Genomic DNA, 17,288 nt, shown 5'->3' with positions numbered 1-17,288 from the left:
TTCATCCATGCCTAAGTCCATCTCGGCTCAATCGTTGAGCGAAATTAGATTTCAACTCAACGCAGGCAAGATTACGCCGTCTCAGGTCTATAGTCAGCTTGAAGGGCATGGCTATAGATACGCCGGATGGGCCCGCGGTGTGGCTGATGCTAACACCATCGCTGGGGCGTCGGCGCTGACTTACATGCAAAATACCGCCAAGGAGTTAGGCAAGCCGCTAACCGGGGCACAGGTTGAGCAGATTAAGTTAGACATGGCGAAAGGCTATCTCGACGCGCTGTACCAACAAACGAACGATGGTAGTCTGCCCGTCACGCGCGATATTGATAGTCGCGAGGTGTGGAGTTTTCACAGCAAGGTCTTTGAGGACAATGGCCTCCCCCCTCAGGCTTGGACCCTTGATACCCCCTTCCGCCTCATGGAAAAGATGGGCGGCCCTGCGCAAGTCGAGCAGTTCTGGAATATGCTGCGCGACACGGGCGGTGGCTACGTCGACGCTCTCGCGGCAAATACCGCCACCCTGGCGTTCATGTACGGCGCTTCCACCTCGTCCAATCCGTCGGTCCGGGCAATGGCCAATGATTGGCTGCAAAAGGCACCGGGCGTCTCGTCTGGAAAGGAATTACTGAATCTTGTTGATGCCATCGCCGGAATTGACAAGGCAGGCTTCTTTGAATCCATGGGAGTGGACGCGGCCAATGCCCTGCGCGAAACTGGCAGTCATGTCCAGGATCAATTCAAGCAATTGCTCGACAAGCTGCCATTCTCGGACGCCAGCGGTATTACAGGAGTCGGCAACGCGCTAGCAAGGCTTGGGGGAGAACGCGTTTCTCTTGCGGACATCGGCGGAACCCATTCCGGCGCAGGGGAGGCACTTGCCGCTCAGCAACAGGCTTTTGTTGAGCGTGCCGCCCAATGGCAGGGAACTATTGAGCGCCTCTACGGTAAGGATGTCTCCATCTATACCCTAGGCGATGGAACAAGGACGCTGGTGGATGGGCAGCGCAACGTGCTCGCCACAGTAGCAACCGACGACGGCGATGTTCGCCTGATTGGTTTGCATGGAGAAGTGGTCTCAGTTGGGGCGCGTGGTGAACTGGCGGTGACTGAACCAACTATCGGTGGTTTGCCATTCGATGGGCACGCGATGCAGCAGGAGGCATCAGTCACAGCGGCGTCGGAGTCAGTTTCCCCCGTGGACACCCTCGGCAGCATCCAAAGCATGCTGTCGCTGGTCCAGGCGATCGAATCGGGAGATACCAAGGCTATCGTGGCGGCCAGCGCGGCCATGCTGGCCAACCTGGATCGAACTGGTGGCGGAACGCTGCTGTCGGATGGCGTCGGAGTTGGTTTGAATGCGCTGGCGGCAGGCATTAACCTGTTCAATGCCATCCAGGACGGCGATGGACTGCGTATTGCGGCGTCCAGCCTGAACCTGGGTAGCCAGGCGGCGACCATCTACGCCAATATGCTCAAGGACGAGGGCATTGCGGCCTACCAGGCCGGTGCGACCACCGCGGGCAACAGCCTGATGGAGTCGGCCGGCACCATGGGACAGGTGGCAGGCGGACTTGCCCTTGTGGCGAGCATCGTGTCGCTGGTAATGGCGATCGAGGATGGGAATGGCTATCAGATTGCCAGCGCGGCGCTGAGTACCGCTGCCGCTGGATTTGCGGTTGCTGGATACACGTCTTACTGCCCGCCGCTGGCCTTCGCTGCGGTTGCCGTGGCGATGATTGGCGCGGCGTTCACCGACGACGATATCCCGACGCTGGAAGGAGAGGCCACTGCGGTATGGAATCCGGATCGCAGCATCCATGTGCTGACCACGGTCGATACCGAGCAAGGCGGTGGCACGCCCACCAGGATGCTTCAGAGCCTGGTAGATGAACTGCAGAAGTCGCTGTCCGCCCAAGTGGATGCCAATGGCAACCCGGTCTACGCGATCATCCCCCAGCGCCTGCCGACCATCGGCTACGCCTACCATCCAGATAGCTACCTGGGCAATGTCGCAAGCTTTGACGGCGCCCCCGGTCATTTGTACTTGAAATGGATTGACGAGAATGGCCGGGAGCAGACCCGCTACTTCGACGGGGCGGGCAATCGGGGGCAAGCGGGGCAAGCGACGCTGATGCAGGAGTTCCTGGTGCATGCGTTTGAGGCGGTGGTGCCGGCCTGGGAAGCCGAAACCATCCTTGCCGCCATGAACGAGACTGATGCGTTGACGTGGCCGGCGAGCGGATCGGTTGACGAGAACCGCGCGCGCGTCGCGCAGCAACTGTCCAACCAGGAATGGCAGAGTCCTGCTGCCGAAGCCGGGATGCCTGAGCAGGACGCGGACGGCATCCGCCAGCATTTCACGGCGTTGACCGTGGAGATAGAACTGCCGCCGGGCGTCGGAACCGGCCGCATCGGAAAGAACGTCGATCTGGACGGCTACATCGAGCAGACGGACTGGGTCCAGGCCAACCAGGGCATTCTGTCCATCGATGTCAACGGCGATGGAATCATCGGCCAGAGTGAGATCCTGACCAATGACCCTGACGCGGCTGCAGCGAATGCGCGCAACAGCCTGCAGTGGCTCGATATCAACCACGATGGCAAGCTGGATGCCTCCGATCCGGCCTTTGCCGCGCTGGGCATCTGGCTGGACGTGAACCGGAACGGCCAGACCGATGACGGCGAGTTCGCCTCGTTGCTCGACAAGGGCATTGCCTGCCTGGACTTCACCAGCCAGCCGCCTGTGCTGCACGCCGCGGATGGCACCGTTGTCAACGTTACCGAGCAGCACCTGACCGCGGATGTCCGCGGCGATTACTACCAGGCAGCCTTTGCCGATACGGATGGCAATGGCGACCCCGATGCCTTCGCTGGCATGCTGCACGCGAAGGAAGGCGGCGAGACGGTACTCAATGCCGTGGTCACCCATGACTACACCGGCGAGGCGGGCCATACCCATGGTGGCCTGGCCGGCGCAGACGCCAGCGGCGAGGCGCGCCTTGGCGCTGGCGATGAGCGGGTCCATACTGCCAGCGACCGGCAGCATGAGCAGGTCCTGGCCGAGGACGTGATCGCCGCTGGCGACATCCGCGTCAGTGACGGCGAAGCGATGGCGGACGGCGCGACGACCGTCACCACCGTCGAGGCCGGCGACGGCCGCCTGGCCTCCAAGGGTGACACCAATGGCGGCAAGGGCTCGCCGCGTACCGACACGGTGCGCCCGAACGATGGCCGCGTCACCAGCGCTGCGCCCACGAACCCGGCGGACGCCTACGCCGCGATCCGGGATGAATGGATCAAGAGTGCGGACAGCCCGTTTGCTGGCGCTGGCGCGTTGACAGGCGTCGCGGTTGGCGCGGTGGCCGGCGTTGCGAGTGCCCAGACGGGCACCGATACCCTGACAAGCGACACCGGCATTCTCGACACCACCGGTAACAACACCGTCAGCCGCGTGTCAGGCCCGACCGAGGGCACGGACGCCCCGTCCACCACAACGACACAGCCCCCGTTCGTTCCGAGCCCGGTGATTGCTTTACCGCCCGTGCAGCGCCACGGTGGCGCGAACCTCGACAAAGTCCTGACAGTGGATGTCACGCCGAGCCAGATCCAGACCGTGGCACACGATGGCACCCTGGACGGTGCCACGTCCGGCATGAGTACCACTAGTCCCGTGTCAGAACGCACCATCACCGGCCCCAATGGCGAGGACGCGCGCCTGGCGTTTCCCGATGTGCAGGATGAGTCCGTGGCCGCGGTGGAGGACACGCGCTATGCCTTCGATGCGGCGGTGCTGCTCGCCAACGACACCACCAAGAACGCCATCCGGCGGCCATTGCAGTTGACCGAGGTCTTTGGCGCTGAGCATGGCACGGTGTCGATGGTGACCCAGCCCGACGGCAGCCAGCGCATCGTCTTCACGCCTGACCCGGACTACTGGGGGCCAGCCATCTTCCGCTACACCGTTTCCGACGAGTATGGCATGGCGGCGGTCGGCAATGTGCGGTTTGACATCGCCCCGGTCAATGATGTCCCCGTCACGGCAGGCGAAACCGCCGCAATGGACGAGGACACCGGCATTCTGTTCACGTCGGCCCAATTGCTCGCCAATGATTTCGACGTGGACACGCCGACCGTCGGCGATGTACTGGTTATCCTGCGTGTCTCCGATGCGCAGCACGGCTTGGTCAAGCTCGATGCGGACGGCAATGTGCGGTTCCTGCCCGATCACGACTATTTCGGCCCGGCCAGCTTCGTTTACTGGGTATCGGACGGCAACGGCGGTCTCACGCCTGCCACGGTCAATATTGAGGTGCGTCCGGTCAACGACGCCCCCGTGGCCACGGGCGAGACTGTAACCACCGACGAGGATACGATCCTGCTGATCGAGCAGGCCACGCTGCTGGCGAACGAAACGGATGTGGACAACCCGCATTCCGACCTGACGGTGTTCTCCGTTCGCAACGGCCAGCACGGCACGGTCGAGCTGACCCCCGAGGGGCAGATCCGCTTCGTACCCGAGCAGGATTTCTACGGCACCGCCACTTTCTTCTACACGGTCTACGACGGCGCGGGCGGATATATCGAGGCCATGGCGACGGTCGATCTGGCGCCGGTCAACGACGCGCCCATTGTCACCGGCGAGGACTTCAGCGGCACCGAAGATGAAACCGGCATCTTTACGGCGGCCAGCCTGCTGGCCAACGACCGGGACGTGGATGATGCGCAGTCCTCGCTCACGCTGGTGGCCGTCGGCAACGCGGTGCACGGCGAGGTCCGGCTGAATGCGGACGGATCGGTCAGCTTCATTCCGGAGGCCGACTATTTCGGGGCCGCCAGTTTCGATTACACGGTGGCCGACCCGCACGGCGCCACCACGACCGGCCGGGTGGACATCGAACTGGCGCCCGTGAACGACGCGCCGCGCCTGCGCGGTGACGTGATCGACGGCACCGAGGATACGGCGTTGACCATCGATGCGGCCGTGCTGTTGGCCAACGACGCCGACGTGGACAATGAACACCACGAGTTGACGATCACCCGTGTCGGCAGTGCCACGCACGGTACCGTTTCGCTGAACCCCGACGGCACGATTCGCTTCGTCCCGAATCAGGACTTCTTTGGCGACGCGAGCTTCCAGTATGAGGTGAGCGACGGCGCGGGCGGCTTCTTGACTGCCACGGCGACGATTCACGTGGCACCGGTCAACGATGTGCCGATCGCCAACGACAACCTTGTCGCTGGCCGCAAGGGGGTGGCAATCACGCTGACGTCAGCCGCACTGCTGGCCGACGATTTCGACATCGACAACCCGCACAACGACCTGCGCATCGTCGGCGTGTCGGGCGCCAAGCACGGCACCGTGCGGCTGAACGCAGATGGGTCGGTGACCTTCCTGCCTGATCCCGGTTATGGTGGTTACCCCGGCGCACACGGCCAGTTCATCTACACCATTTCCGATGGCGCAGGCGGTTTCGCCACGGCCACCACGACGGTCAACCTGGAGAGGATCAATACCACCCCGGTCGCGGTCGATGACGGGTTCTCGGGCTACGAGAACACGCCGTTCATCATCAACACGGCGCAGTTCCTGGCCAATGACAGCGATCCGGATGGCGACGCCCTGACCGTCACGCAGGTGGCCAACGCGCAGCACGGCACCGTCGAGATCCAGGCCGACGGGCAGGTTCGGTTCACGCCGGACCACGACTTCTACGGTCAGGCTTCGTTCCAGTACCTGGTGTCCGACTCCTATGGCGGCCAGACTTGGTCGACTGCCTTCCTGAACATCGAGCATGTGAACAAGGCGCCGGTTATCGAAGCCATCGAATTCGGACGTCCGGTCTTTGGCTATTACTACGGCCCGGCGCCTCAGGTTGGCACAGCAGCGCCTGTCGACGGCGGCGGTCCGCTCTGGGCAGCCTACGATGAGAACCATGAGCGGGCCACCAACTACTTCCAGCCGCTCTACGATGAGGGGCTGGCCAGGTCCCTGTCCGCGCAAGGCAAGTTGTACGACGCCGGCGGAGTGCGCTACACGCCTGCCCTGTATCAGAACGGCATGCTCAAGCCTCTCGAACTGAGCCCGGTCGACAGCTACACGCAATTGAATTTCGGCGGGGTCGACATGGACGTGTACGTCGGACCGGCCGATGACCCTGCGCGGCAGATGGGCCGCATCGTCGTGTATGACCCCGACGGAAACTCTGCCGCTGTCGTCATTTCGATCCTCCACGGGCCGCAGCATGGGCACGCCTATGCCAATGCATATGTTGACACCTTCACGCCCGAATATGAAGGTCACACCTGGCTGGCTCAGCACCTGATCAACACTCCCAGTTATTGGCAGTACCTCAGCCATCGTGGCGACCCGTACAACGGCGCGGACAGCTTCACGATCCGCATCACCGATGCCCAGGGCGCGGTCACCGATGTGGAGATCAGTACCAGCCACAAGGGCACCAACGCCAGTGGCGGCTTTACGCCGATCGTACTGGACCTGAACGGCAATGGCACGGAACTGCTGGCAGCCGACCAATCGGCTATCAGGGCGGACGTGAACGACGACGGCCAGATCGAGCAGATCGGCTGGGCGGCCAACACCGATGGGGTGCTCGGCTTCGATGCCGACGGCGATGGGCGTATCTCGGTCGAGGAAACGCGCCTGACGAACTTCGCTCCAGACGCGAAGACCGATGTGGAGGCGCTGGCAGCCTTCGACAGTAATCATGACGGCAAGATCAGCCAGGAGGACGCCGCCTGGAGCCGGTTCCAGGTGGTGCAGGATGCCAACGGCGACGGTGACGTCACCCAGGCCGAGCACAAGCTCCTGGACGAACTGGGCATCGCCTCGATCAGTCTGCAGCGCCAGGGCGAGGCTCACCTCGATCACGGCAACGTGGTGTTCGGCACCGTCGAGGTAACGCACACCGATGGCACGAAGAGCGAGGCCGCCGATGTGATGTTCGCGGGCAAGGACGTGCCGCTGCCTAGCTTCGCCGCATATCTGGAAGAAGTCCATACAGGCATCGAGCCGGCCGCGCCGACCGATGACGCGGCATTTGCCGCAAATGCTGTGGCGCAATTGATCAGTGCCGCGACGGAGCCGCCCGGCTGTCCGTATCCGCCGGGCAGCCTTGAGGAAGCGCAGTGGAGCAGGAATCTGTGGGCCCAATTGCTGGCGACAGCCGATGGCCCGCCACCCTCCGGTGGCTTCGTGCCGCCCCACGAGGACACGCTCGCCGACATGATCGACCGCACGGCGCAGGCCAGCGTGGTGGACCTGGGCATGGGCAATCTGTGATCGATCCCCGAGCACACTGATCGGGGCAATAACCATCCCGCGGGGGCCATGCGGCCACCCGTTGGGAACGTTCGACCTTGTTTGATGGGAAAGATGATGCGTGTATGGTTGCGGGTCGTATCCGGTCCGGATTGGGGGCGGCCATGAGCCAGGCCCGGACACTTCCGAATCTGCGCATGCTGGTCGCGTTTGCAGGCATGCACGAGATTTCCGTGGACGCCGAAGCACTGATCCGCCGCTGGAACGTGCGCGAGGACTTCGACGCCAGTCGAATGCTATGGGGCCTGGATGACCTCGGCTTTCAGGCTCGACGCGTTGAGGGTAGCCTGAAGGCGCTGGCCAATGCCAGGCTGCCCGTGCTCGCGCTCACGTGCAGCGGACACGCCGTGCTGGTGGGCAAGATTGGTGCCGTGGTGCTGGTGCAGCGCCAGCCGGGCCAGCAACCTGAAGCGGTACCTGCCGACACCTTTGCCGGCGAATTTGCCAATGCCTGGATCGAGGCCGAGCGCACGGTGGCCTCGCTGACTGAAGGTGCCGCCGATGCCTCGGCGTCGAAGTTCGGCTTCGGCTGGTTCTGGCAGGCCATCAAGAAGTATAAGGCCGAGCTCGCCCAGGTGCTGCTGGCCTCCTTCTTCGTCCAGGTCTTTGCGCTGGTCACGCCGCTGGCGTTCCAGGTGGTGATCGACAAGGTGCTCACCCATCGTTCGCAGGCCACGCTGGTGGTGATGCTGGTAGTGCTGGCCGGTGTCGCGCTGTTTGACGCGATGCTGTCCGGCCTGCGCCAATACCTGCTCACGCATACCACCAACCGGGTCGATGTCGAACTGGGTGCACGGCTGTTCCGGCACCTCATGCGTCTGCCTATGTCGTACTTCAATTCGCGCCGGACCGGCGACGTGATCGCCGCAATGCGTGAACTGGAGACGGCACGTACCTTCCTCACCGGGCAGGCGCTGACCGCTTGGCTGGACCTGTTCTTTGCAGTGGTGTTCCTGGCTGTGATGTTCTACTACAGTCCGCTGTTGACCGTCATCGTGATCTGCTTCCTGCCGATCTTCCTTGGCGCGTCGTATGTGGTGAGCCCCATGCTTCGCAAGAAGCTTGAGGACAAATTTGCCCTGAATGCCGACAACCAGGCGTTCCTGGTGGAGACCATCGGCGCGATGGAAACCCTCAAGGGCCATGCCGTCGAAGCGAGCTGGCAGCGCCGCTGGGAAGACCGGCTGGTGCGTTATGCCGTGACTGCGTTCGAATCGGGCCACACCGGCAACTGGACCAACCAGATCATCAACCTGGCAAGCAAGGTGCTCACTGTGGTGCTGTTGGGCGTGGGCGCCATGCAGGTGATCGATGGCAACCTGACCGTGGGCGGCCTGATCGCCTTCAACATGCTCTCGGGCCGCGTCAACGCCCCAATCATCAAGCTGTCCTCACTGTGGCAGGAGTTCCAGCAGATGCGCGTGGCCGTCAAACGCCTCGGTAGCATCATGGACGCGCCCGCCGAGCCCGCTCAACTGTCCGAACGGGCACGGCGCCCCGCCTTGCGGGGCAGCGTGAACTTTGACCGTGCGAGCTTTGCCTATCAGACGAATGGCGCGCAGGTGCTGTCGGATGTTTCGTTCACGATCCCCTCGGGCAAGGTGGTCGGGGTCGTCGGCATCTCGGGGGCGGGCAAGACTACCCTCATCCGGTTGCTGCAGCGGCTGTACACGCCGACTGGCGGTCGGGTCTTTATCGATGGCATCGACCTCGCGACGGTGGACACTACCTGGCTGCGCCGCCAGATTGGCGTGGTGTCGCAGGATGCGGCGCTGTTGAACATGTCGGTATTTGACAACATCGCCATTACCAATCCTGACCTGTCGATGGAGGCCGTGATGGCGGCGGCGAAACTGGCCGGTGCGCATGACTTCATCAATGTGTTGCCGCAAGGCTATGACACCGTGATCGGGGAGCGCGGCAGCCTCCTGTCGGGTGGCCAGCGCGCCCGCATCGCCATCGCCCGGGCGCTCGCCACCAACCCGCGCCTTCTGTTGCTGGATGAAGCGACCGCGAGCCTGGACTACGAGTCCGAGCGGGTGATTCACGACAACCTGGAGCAAATCTGTGCCGGGCGCACCGTATTCATCGTGGCGCACCGCCTCTCGACGTTGCGCCTGGCCGACACCATCTTGGTGCTCGACAACGGGAAACTGGTGGAATCCGGTCACCACACCGACTTGATCGCCAGGGAAGGCAAGTATCGCGCCCTGTTCGAGGCATCGCGCGTGCTGGAAACCCTGTCCGTCAAGCGCAAGGCGCCGGTGCAGCCGCTGCCGGGAGGCACCAATGTCTGAACCGATGAAACCGCACCAGCAAGCGGCGGCAGACGCCTTTGCAACGGCGGCTATGGGTATTGCCAACCACCGCCCGGCGCGAATGGCCAGGATCGTCGCTGGCAGCATCTGCGGCATGGCAGCGCTTGCCCTCATCTATGCCGTGTTCGCCAGGATGGACGTTGTGGTGTCCGCCCAAGGCAAGGTTATCCCGTCGGGCAAGTCCAAGGTTGTGCAGCCGCTGGAAGCTGGGGTCGTTCGCCAGATCTACGTGCGCGATGGCCAGGCGATCAAGGCGGGTGAAGTCCTGATCGAGCTTGACCCCACCACGACCGCGGCCGATCGGGACCGCCTGCAACGCGAATCCTGGGAAGCCGAAGCCGAAGTGCGGCGACTCAGATCGCTGCTCGACGGCAAGGCCACGATGCCGCCAATGGATGGTTTGCCTGACGACATCGCCAGGACCCAGCGGGCGCTGCTGACGAGCGCGCTGGCTGAACATCGTGCCAGGATGGCCGCGCTAGATGCCGAGATTGCCCGCAAGCGCGCGGACCGCAATGGCGCCGCCGCTAGCCTGGAGCAGATCGATGCGAGCCTGCCGCTGGTCACCAAAAAGAACGACATGCGCGAGGAGCTGGTAAAGACCGGGCACATCGCCGAGACCGGCCTGATCGAGACCCGGCTGGAACTGCTTAACCTCAGGAAGGAACTGGCGCTGCAGAAGAGCCGGCTGGCCGAGGCCAATGCTGGGCTGAACGCCGCACAACAGCAGCGCGCACAGGCTGTGGCGGAATTCACGGCGCGCCATTCGGCCGAGCTGGCAGAGGCCAGTCGCAAGGCGGCCACTGCCGAGCTGGAACTGGTCAAGGCCACGCAGCGGCGCGATCTGCAGATATTGCGCGCGCCGATTGATGGCGTGGTGCAACAGTTGGCAGTCACCACGGTCGGCGGGGTGGTGACCCAGGCGCAGCCTGTGGCCACCGTCGTGCCGGCGCACACGGCGCTGGAGGTGGATGCCCAGGTGCAGAACAAGGACGTTGGGTATGTGAAGCCGGGGCAACGCGTCATCACCAAGGTGGAAACCTTTGACTTCACGCGCTTCGGCTACATCGAGGGCGAGGTGCAATGGGTGGGCACCGATGCCATCAACGACCAGAAGCTGGGGCCGATTTACCCGGTACGCATTCGCCTGAGCGAGATGGCCACGCCGAACTCGGTCAACGGTCGCAAGGGCACGCTGACCCCCGGCATGAGCGTGACCGCCGACATTCGCGTGGACGAGCGGCGTATGATCTCCTACTTCCTGTCGCCGCTGATGCGCTACAAGGACGAGGCGTTGCGGGAGCGGTGATGGTGACGTTCATCCGAATGATTAGCGCCATCCTCGCCGCAGGGGCGAGCCTTGCTGCCTCGCACGCGAGCGCCATCGATTTGCTGTCGGCGTACCGTCTGGCACAGGGCGGCGACCCGACCTTCGAGGCGTCGCGCTACGCTCTCGAAGCCGGACGGGAGAAGTTGCCGCAGGCACGCGCGGGCGTACTGCCGAGCATCAACCTCAACGGCAATGGCAATCACCAGAATGGGCAGGCCAACTTCGCCGGCAGTCCATACCAGGATCGCAACGTCAATAGTTGGGCGTGGAACCTGCAACTGTCGCTGCCGGTGGTGCGTGTCGCCAACTGGATCGGCGTGGCGCAGGCGGGTGCCCAGGTCGAGCAGGCCGAGGCGCAGTTTGCCCAAGCCGAGAGCGACCTGATCCTACGCACGTCGCAGGCCTACTTTGACCTGCTGAACGCGCGTGACAGCGTGGCGGTTGCCAAGGCCCAGCTCAAGGCCGTGGAACAGCAGCGCGTGCTGGCCAAGCGCCGTTATGACGTGGGTGAGGCCACCATCACGGACGTCTACGAGGCCCAGTCCCGGCACGACCTGGGACGCTCGCAACTCGTGCAGGCCCTCAATGACCAGGAATCGAGACGGGCGGAACTGGAGCGGCTGATCGGGCCGCTACCCAATGGCCTCGCTAGCCTCAATGCCGACATCGACCTGCCGGCGCCGGAACCGGCGGATGTCGGCGCCTGGATCGGCAATGCCCGCGAGAACAATCCAGCCGTGCGCACCCAGCTTGCCGCCGTGGAGGTGGCCGAGAAGGAGGTGTCGAAGAACCGCTCAGGGCACCTGCCGACGCTGGATTTCACTGCTGGCTACGGCAGGAACTACACCTCCGGCAGCATGACCTCGCCAGCCGACATCGAGAACAGGGTGAATTCCGGCACGATCGGCCTGCAACTGTCGATCCCTATCTACCAGGGCGGTATCGTCAACTCACGGGTAACCGAAGCCATTGCCAACCAGTACAAGTCCCGGGCAGAGCTGGAGGCCACACGCCGCCAGGCCGCCACGCAGGCGCGGCAGGCTTTCGGCGGAGTCACCAGCGGCTTGTCGCAGGTTGAGGCGTTGACCTCCGCGGTGGCCTCCAGCCTGGATGCCGTCAACGCTAACAAGATCGGCTACCGGATCGGCACGCGCGTCAATATCGACGTGCTGAATGCCGAGCAGCAGCTCTTCGCGGCGCAGCGCGACTTGGCCAAGGCACGCTATGACACCATCCTGCAGGGGCTGCGCCTGAAGGCTGCAGCAGGCAGCCTGTCGGAGGGCGATGTGGTGGCCGTCAACGCCTTGCTGACCGAGGACGCGAGCGAGATTACCCCCGCCGTACCGGCCATGCCGGCGGCTTCCGTCAAGACACCAACCGTTTCCAGGATGCCATGACCGCACCCACCGATAACGAACAGCTCGTCAAGTTTGCCGCCGAACAGGCGCAGCGCGTCATCAAGAAGATCCCGCTGCTTGGCCCCGTGTCGTGGCTGATGATGAACAACCCGACCACGCGCCACAGCTTCTTTGCGGACCTGGAATGGCGGATCATGCCGCCGCTGGTGCTGGAGCAAGCCAAGCTGTATATGAAGGGCGACATGCCGACCGCCTTCGTGACGTGGGCCTACCTTTCCGATTCGGTGGCTGAGCGCTTTGCCAAGCCGCCATATCACCTCGCACCAGGTGACTGGAGATCCGGTGACAAGGTATTTCTGGTCGACCTGTTTGCACCGTATGGCGGTGCCAAGGAGGTCTTGGAGGACCTCAAGGCGACGGTATTCAAGTGCGATGCGCTTTTTCAACTCGCCCCCGAGGGTGAGGCGACCATGCGCATGCGTAGTCTTTAGTCACTCGGGGATCTCCTTGTAGACAAAACCGCAGGCTCCCCGCTAAAGCCCGCCCGGCGCGGGTTCCGCCGGAGAGGGGAGCCCCGCCCTCGGTTCGGGGCCTTACCGCGCCCGCAAAAACTCCCCCACCTCCAGCAACACCAGCTCATTGTCATCCGCGCGATTCGGTTCGCGGCTGCTGCTGAATGGCAGGTTGTTGTCGTTGCCGACCACGATATGCGTGGCGTCGACCACTTCGACGTTCTCGATGGTAAAGAACGGGAACGCCAGCGCCCCATCGGTCAGCGGCTTGCGCGCCAGCTTGCGCGGGTCGGCAATGCGCAGCAGGTCGACATAGCCGATCTTGCGCACCGGCCCGCCGGCATTGGCGTCGGTCAGTTCGACCTTATAGACACGCTTGAACTTCGCCACATCATCGAAGCAGTCCGGCCGCTTCTGCCCGGCCGGGCAGGCCTTGTCCGGCGTGCCCTCGCCGTTGTCGCGCTCGATGATCAGGCCATGGCTGGCATCGATCATGTTGAAGTCGCCGATGGCGTGGCTCGCGCCTTCCAGCACGTACTTCCAGTGGCGGCCGGTCCAGGCCTGCTGCTTCACGTCGAATTCCAGCACGCGCAGGTAGGGCTTGCCGCCTTCGCTCTCATAGGCCCTGGCCTCTTCGTTCCACAGCGCGCCTTCCAGCAGCGCATACAGCTTGCTGCCGTCGGGCGACGCGGCCATGCCCTCGAAGCCCTTCGAGCGCTTTACCTGGAACTTGATGCCGGCGTCCGGCGCGCCTGGGGTGGTCACCCCCGGATGGTCGGGCGAGCGCACCACCTTGCCGTCGACCATGGTTTCGAACACCGCCAGCACCTTGCCGTTCATGTCGGCCTTGATCAGGAACGGCCCGAACTCGTCGCCGATCCAGATCGCGCCGCCCGCGAACTGGAAGCTTTCGGTGTCGAAGTCCGAGCCGGTCAGGTAGCGGTGCCTGGTGCCCTCATGGACGATGCGGAATGGCACCTTCTTGTCCGGATCGTGCAGGAAGATCGTCTTCAGCCGACGGAACTGGCCGGTGCTGAAATCCACCTTGTACTGGTTCAGGTACAGCATGAAATCGGGCGAGTTGGCCTTGGCGCCCGCGCCGTTGTCGGTCAGCAGCCAGAAGCTGCCGTCGGCCATGCGCTTGATGCCGGAGTGCCCCTGGGCCGGCTGGCCGCGGAACGGCAGCGAGACGCCGGTCGGCCGGCCGTTGGACTTGCCTTCGATCGTGCCCGGCGTCTCGGTGCGCTGCGCGGCGGTGAACTTGCCGCTGACCTGCAAATCCGCCGGAGCATCCTTGGGCGCGGCCAGCAGGGTTTGCGCGGGCAGCACCGCATGGCCGGCGAGCGTGGCGGGGAAGGCTTCGGGCGCATCGGCCCACGCTGGCAGGGCGCCCAGCAGCGCTGTGGCCACGGCGAGCCGGGCCAGCGGCAGGGCAGGAAAAGGTCGGGACATGGTCGGTTCCTTGGCGTCGTGAGGACAAAAGCCGACATTGTCGGCGCCAAGTTTGACAACTCTGTGATCCGTCTGCCGCACCAAAAGGCCCCGTTGGCGGTCCCGGCTTGTCCCGAAATGCCAAATCAGGCGCCAGTCCGGCACCGTTCGGGTGCAACGGGCGAAACCAGGCGCCACAGGTCCGGCGCCGGCCAGATTTTCTGCCCGATTGCCGCGCAAAATGCGCTGGTTTTCAGACTACTGAAAGCAAACTGAGGCAAAATTCTAACTTTCGCCTAGTTTGTTGCCCTGACCGTGACCCGGCAGGCAGAAGTCCCACCCACCGATAGAGGATCTGAGAGAAGCAATGAGTACCCAGCAACCCACCATCATCTACACGCTGACCGACGAAGCTCCGCTGCTGGCGACCAGTGCGTTCCTCCCGATTATCCAGACCTTCACCAAGCCGGCCGGCATCAACGTCACCACCAGCGACATCTCCGTCGCCGGCCGTATCCTGGGCGAGTTCCCCGAATTCCTGACCGAAGAGCAGCGCGTGCCGGACAACCTGGCCGAGCTGGGCAAGCTGACGCAACTGCCGGACACCAACATCATCAAGCTGCCCAACATCAGCGCCTCGGTGCACCAGCTGGTCAGCGCCATCCGCGAGCTGCAGGGCAAGGGCTACAAGGTGCCGGACTATCCGGAAGACCCCAAGACCGACGAAGAGAAGGCCATCCAGAAGCGCTATTCCAAGTGCCTGGGCTCGGCCGTGAACCCGGTCCTGCGCGAAGGCAACTCCGACCGCCGCGCCCCGGCCGCGGTCAAGAACTTCGCGCGCAAGCACCCGCACAGCATGGGCGAGTGGAGCATGGCCTCGCGCACGCACGTGGCCCACATGAAGCACGGCGACTTCTACCACGGTGAAAAGTCGCTGACGCTGGACAAGGCCCGCGACGTCAAGATGGAGCTGGTCACCAAGAGCGGCAAGACCATCGTGCTCAAGCCCAAGGTTTCGCTGCTGGACGGCGAGATCATCGACAGCATGTTCATGAGCAAGAAGGCGCTGTGCGACTTCTATGAAGAGCAGTTCGAGGACGCGCGCAAGACCGGCGTGATGCTGTCGCTGCACGTCAAGGCGACCATGATGAAGGTGTCGCACCCGATCGTGTTCGGCCACGCCGTCAAGATCTTCTACAAGGAAGCCTTTGCCAAGCACGGCGCACTGTTCGACGAACTGGGCGTCAACGTCAACAACGGCCTGGTCAACCTGTACGAGAAGATCGAGTCGCTGCCCAGCTCCAAGCGCGAAGAGATCATCCGCGACCTGCACGCCTGCCACGAGCACCGCCCGGAACTGGCGATGGTCGATTCGGCCAAGGGCATCTCGAACCTGCACGCTCCCAACGACGTGATCGTCGATGCCTCGATGCCGGCCATGATCCGCATCGGCGGCAAGATGTGGGGCGCAGACGGCCGTCCGAAGGACACCAAGGCCGTGATCCCGGAAAGCACCTTTGCCCGGATCTACCAGGAAATCATCAACTTCTGCAAGACCAACGGCAACTTCGACCCGACCACCATGGGCACGGTGCCGAACGTCGGCCTGATGGCACAGAAGGCCGAGGAATACGGCTCGCACGACAAGACCTTCGAGATCTCCGAAGACGGCGTGGCCAACATCGTCGACCTGGCCACCAATGAAGTGCTGCTGACGCAGAATGTCGAGCAGGGCGACATCTGGCGCATGTGCCAGGTCAAGGACGCCCCGATCCGCGACTGGGTCAAGCTGGCCGTCACGCGCGCCCGCAACTCGGGCATGCCGGCCGTGTTCTGGCTGGACCCGTACCGTCCGCACGAGGCCGAGCTGATCAAGAAGGTGGAAACGTACCTGAAGGACTACGACACCACCGGCCTGGACATCCAGATCATGTCGCAGGTGCGCGCCATGCGCTACACGCTGGAACGCGTGATCCGCGGCCTGGACACCATCTCGGTGACCGGCAACATCCTGCGCGACTACCTGACCGACCTGTTCCCGATCATGGAGCTGGGCACCAGCGCCAAGATGCTGTCGATCGTTCCGCTGATGGCCGGCGGCGGCATGTATGAAACCGGCGCCGGCGGTTCGGCTCCGAAGCACGTCAAGCAACTGGTGGAAGAGAACCACCTGCGCTGGGATTCGCTGGGCGAGTTCCTGGCGCTGGCGGTGTCGCTGGAAGACGTCGGCATCAAGACCGGCAACGCCCGCGCCAAGATCCTGGCCAAGACGCTCGACGCCGCCACCGGCAAGCTGCTCGACAACAACAAGAGCCCGTCGCCCAAGACCGGCCAGCTGGACAACCGTGGCAGCCAGTTCTACCTGGCGATGTACTGGGCCCAGGAACTGGCCGCGCAGTCGGACGACGCGGAGCTGGCCGTCAAGTTCGCGCCGCTGGCCAAGACGCTGACCGACAACGAGCACAACATCGTGGCCGAGCTGGCTGCGGTGCAAGGCAAGCCGGTCGACATCGGCGGCTACTACCAGCCGGACGCGGCCAAGCTCAGCGCAGCAATGCGCCCGAGCCAGACGCTGAACGCCGCGCTGGCGTCGGTCGCAGCCTGACAGGGGCCGGCCCGCATGCGGGCTGGTGCTGTCAAGACCCCGGGGAGTCCCCGGGGTTTTTTATTTTTGGCGTCCGGCTAAGTGCCTTGCTGCACTTCCCAACCCTGCTCGGGGCCGCTTTTCTGGTCGCGATAGGTCCATTGCGCACCGCAGTCCTGGCACACAAAGGTGCTGATGGTCACCGCCGCCGAACCGGGCGGCTTGATGCGGCGCGTATCGGTAATGCGCAATGCGGCGTGCCCGGGGGCGCCGCGCCGGTGGCGTTCGATGGCCTGGCAGGCAGTGCAGAGTGTCATCCGGTCTTGTCCGTTCGATGGGGCACTGTAGCACGGGTGGGCAACGCGGACCGCAACCAGCGCTAAGGGTACACTGCGACGCCTGGTGGCGAAACGGGT

Annotated in this window: 8 protein-coding genes; 6 read left to right on the top strand and 2 right to left on the bottom strand. The window is 63.8% G+C overall.

Features of this window, described 5'->3' with window-relative positions:
- Positions 1 to 7: 7 nt before the first annotated feature.
- From J8I34_RS06115 to J8I34_RS06095, 5 genes are all read left to right on the top strand, one after another.
- A complete protein-coding gene (locus J8I34_RS06115) occupies positions 8 to 7,300 on the top strand; it encodes a tandem-95 repeat protein (protein ID WP_209805616.1) in 7,293 nt (2,430 codons plus the stop codon).
- A 104-nt stretch (positions 7,301 to 7,404) separates the two neighbouring features.
- Complete coding sequence (locus J8I34_RS06110; RefSeq protein WP_371748046.1) at positions 7,405 to 9,636, top strand: peptidase domain-containing ABC transporter; 2,232 nt, start codon at positions 7,405 to 7,407, stop codon at positions 9,634 to 9,636.
- Positions 9,629 to 10,966: an HlyD family type I secretion periplasmic adaptor subunit gene (locus tag J8I34_RS06105; protein WP_209805614.1), complete on the top strand. Its 1,338-nt coding sequence runs from the start codon at positions 9,629 to 9,631 to the stop codon at positions 10,964 to 10,966. The genes J8I34_RS06110 and J8I34_RS06105 overlap by 8 nt, the downstream gene beginning before the upstream one ends.
- Positions 10,966 to 12,384 (top strand): TolC family outer membrane protein, encoded by a 1,419-nt coding sequence (locus J8I34_RS06100; protein ID WP_209805613.1) that lies wholly within the window; start codon positions 10,966 to 10,968, stop codon positions 12,382 to 12,384. The genes J8I34_RS06105 and J8I34_RS06100 overlap by 1 nt, the downstream gene beginning before the upstream one ends.
- A complete protein-coding gene (locus J8I34_RS06095; protein WP_209805612.1) occupies positions 12,381 to 12,836 on the top strand; it encodes a toxin-activating lysine-acyltransferase in 456 nt (151 codons plus the stop codon). The genes J8I34_RS06100 and J8I34_RS06095 overlap by 4 nt, the downstream gene beginning before the upstream one ends.
- A 102-nt stretch (positions 12,837 to 12,938) precedes the next feature.
- On the opposite strand, the gene J8I34_RS06090 is transcribed toward J8I34_RS06095, so the two are convergent.
- A complete protein-coding gene (locus tag J8I34_RS06090; protein ID WP_209805611.1) occupies positions 12,939 to 14,309 on the bottom strand; it encodes an esterase-like activity of phytase family protein in 1,371 nt (456 codons plus the stop codon).
- A 346-nt stretch (positions 14,310 to 14,655) separates the two neighbouring features.
- Between J8I34_RS06090 and J8I34_RS06085 the strand changes: the two genes are divergently transcribed.
- Positions 14,656 to 16,893: an NADP-dependent isocitrate dehydrogenase gene (locus J8I34_RS06085; RefSeq protein ID WP_029044866.1), complete on the top strand. Its 2,238-nt coding sequence runs from the start codon at positions 14,656 to 14,658 to the stop codon at positions 16,891 to 16,893.
- A gap of 77 nt (positions 16,894 to 16,970) precedes the next feature.
- Here the strand turns inward: J8I34_RS06085 and J8I34_RS06080 are convergent, their stop codons facing one another.
- Positions 16,971 to 17,189, bottom strand: coding sequence for a hypothetical protein (locus J8I34_RS06080; protein ID WP_029044867.1), 219 nt, complete (start codon positions 17,187 to 17,189; stop codon positions 16,971 to 16,973).
- Positions 17,190 to 17,288 lie beyond the last annotated feature (99 nt).

Source organism: Cupriavidus phytohabitans (assembly GCF_017815025.1).
GTDB lineage: Bacteria > Pseudomonadota > Gammaproteobacteria > Burkholderiales > Burkholderiaceae > Cupriavidus.
The sequence above is the reverse complement of the archived record's forward strand: the minus strand, read 5'-3'. Positions and strand labels throughout refer to the sequence as shown.

Coding starts and splice junctions, on each gene's coding strand:
- J8I34_RS06115 (WP_209805616.1), top strand. CDS start 8: ATGCCTAAGTCCATCTCGGCTCAATCGTTGAGCGAAATTAGATTTCAA.
- J8I34_RS06110 (WP_371748046.1), top strand. CDS start 7,405: ATGGTTGCGGGTCGTATCCGGTCCGGATTGGGGGCGGCCATGAGCCAG.
- J8I34_RS06105 (WP_209805614.1), top strand. CDS start 9,629: ATGTCTGAACCGATGAAACCGCACCAGCAAGCGGCGGCAGACGCCTTT.
- J8I34_RS06100 (WP_209805613.1), top strand. CDS start 10,966: ATGGTGACGTTCATCCGAATGATTAGCGCCATCCTCGCCGCAGGGGCG.
- J8I34_RS06095 (WP_209805612.1), top strand. CDS start 12,381: ATGACCGCACCCACCGATAACGAACAGCTCGTCAAGTTTGCCGCCGAA.
- J8I34_RS06090 (WP_209805611.1), bottom strand. CDS start 14,309: ATGTCCCGACCTTTTCCTGCCCTGCCGCTGGCCCGGCTCGCCGTGGCC.
- J8I34_RS06085 (WP_029044866.1), top strand. CDS start 14,656: ATGAGTACCCAGCAACCCACCATCATCTACACGCTGACCGACGAAGCT.
- J8I34_RS06080 (WP_029044867.1), bottom strand. CDS start 17,189: ATGACACTCTGCACTGCCTGCCAGGCCATCGAACGCCACCGGCGCGGC.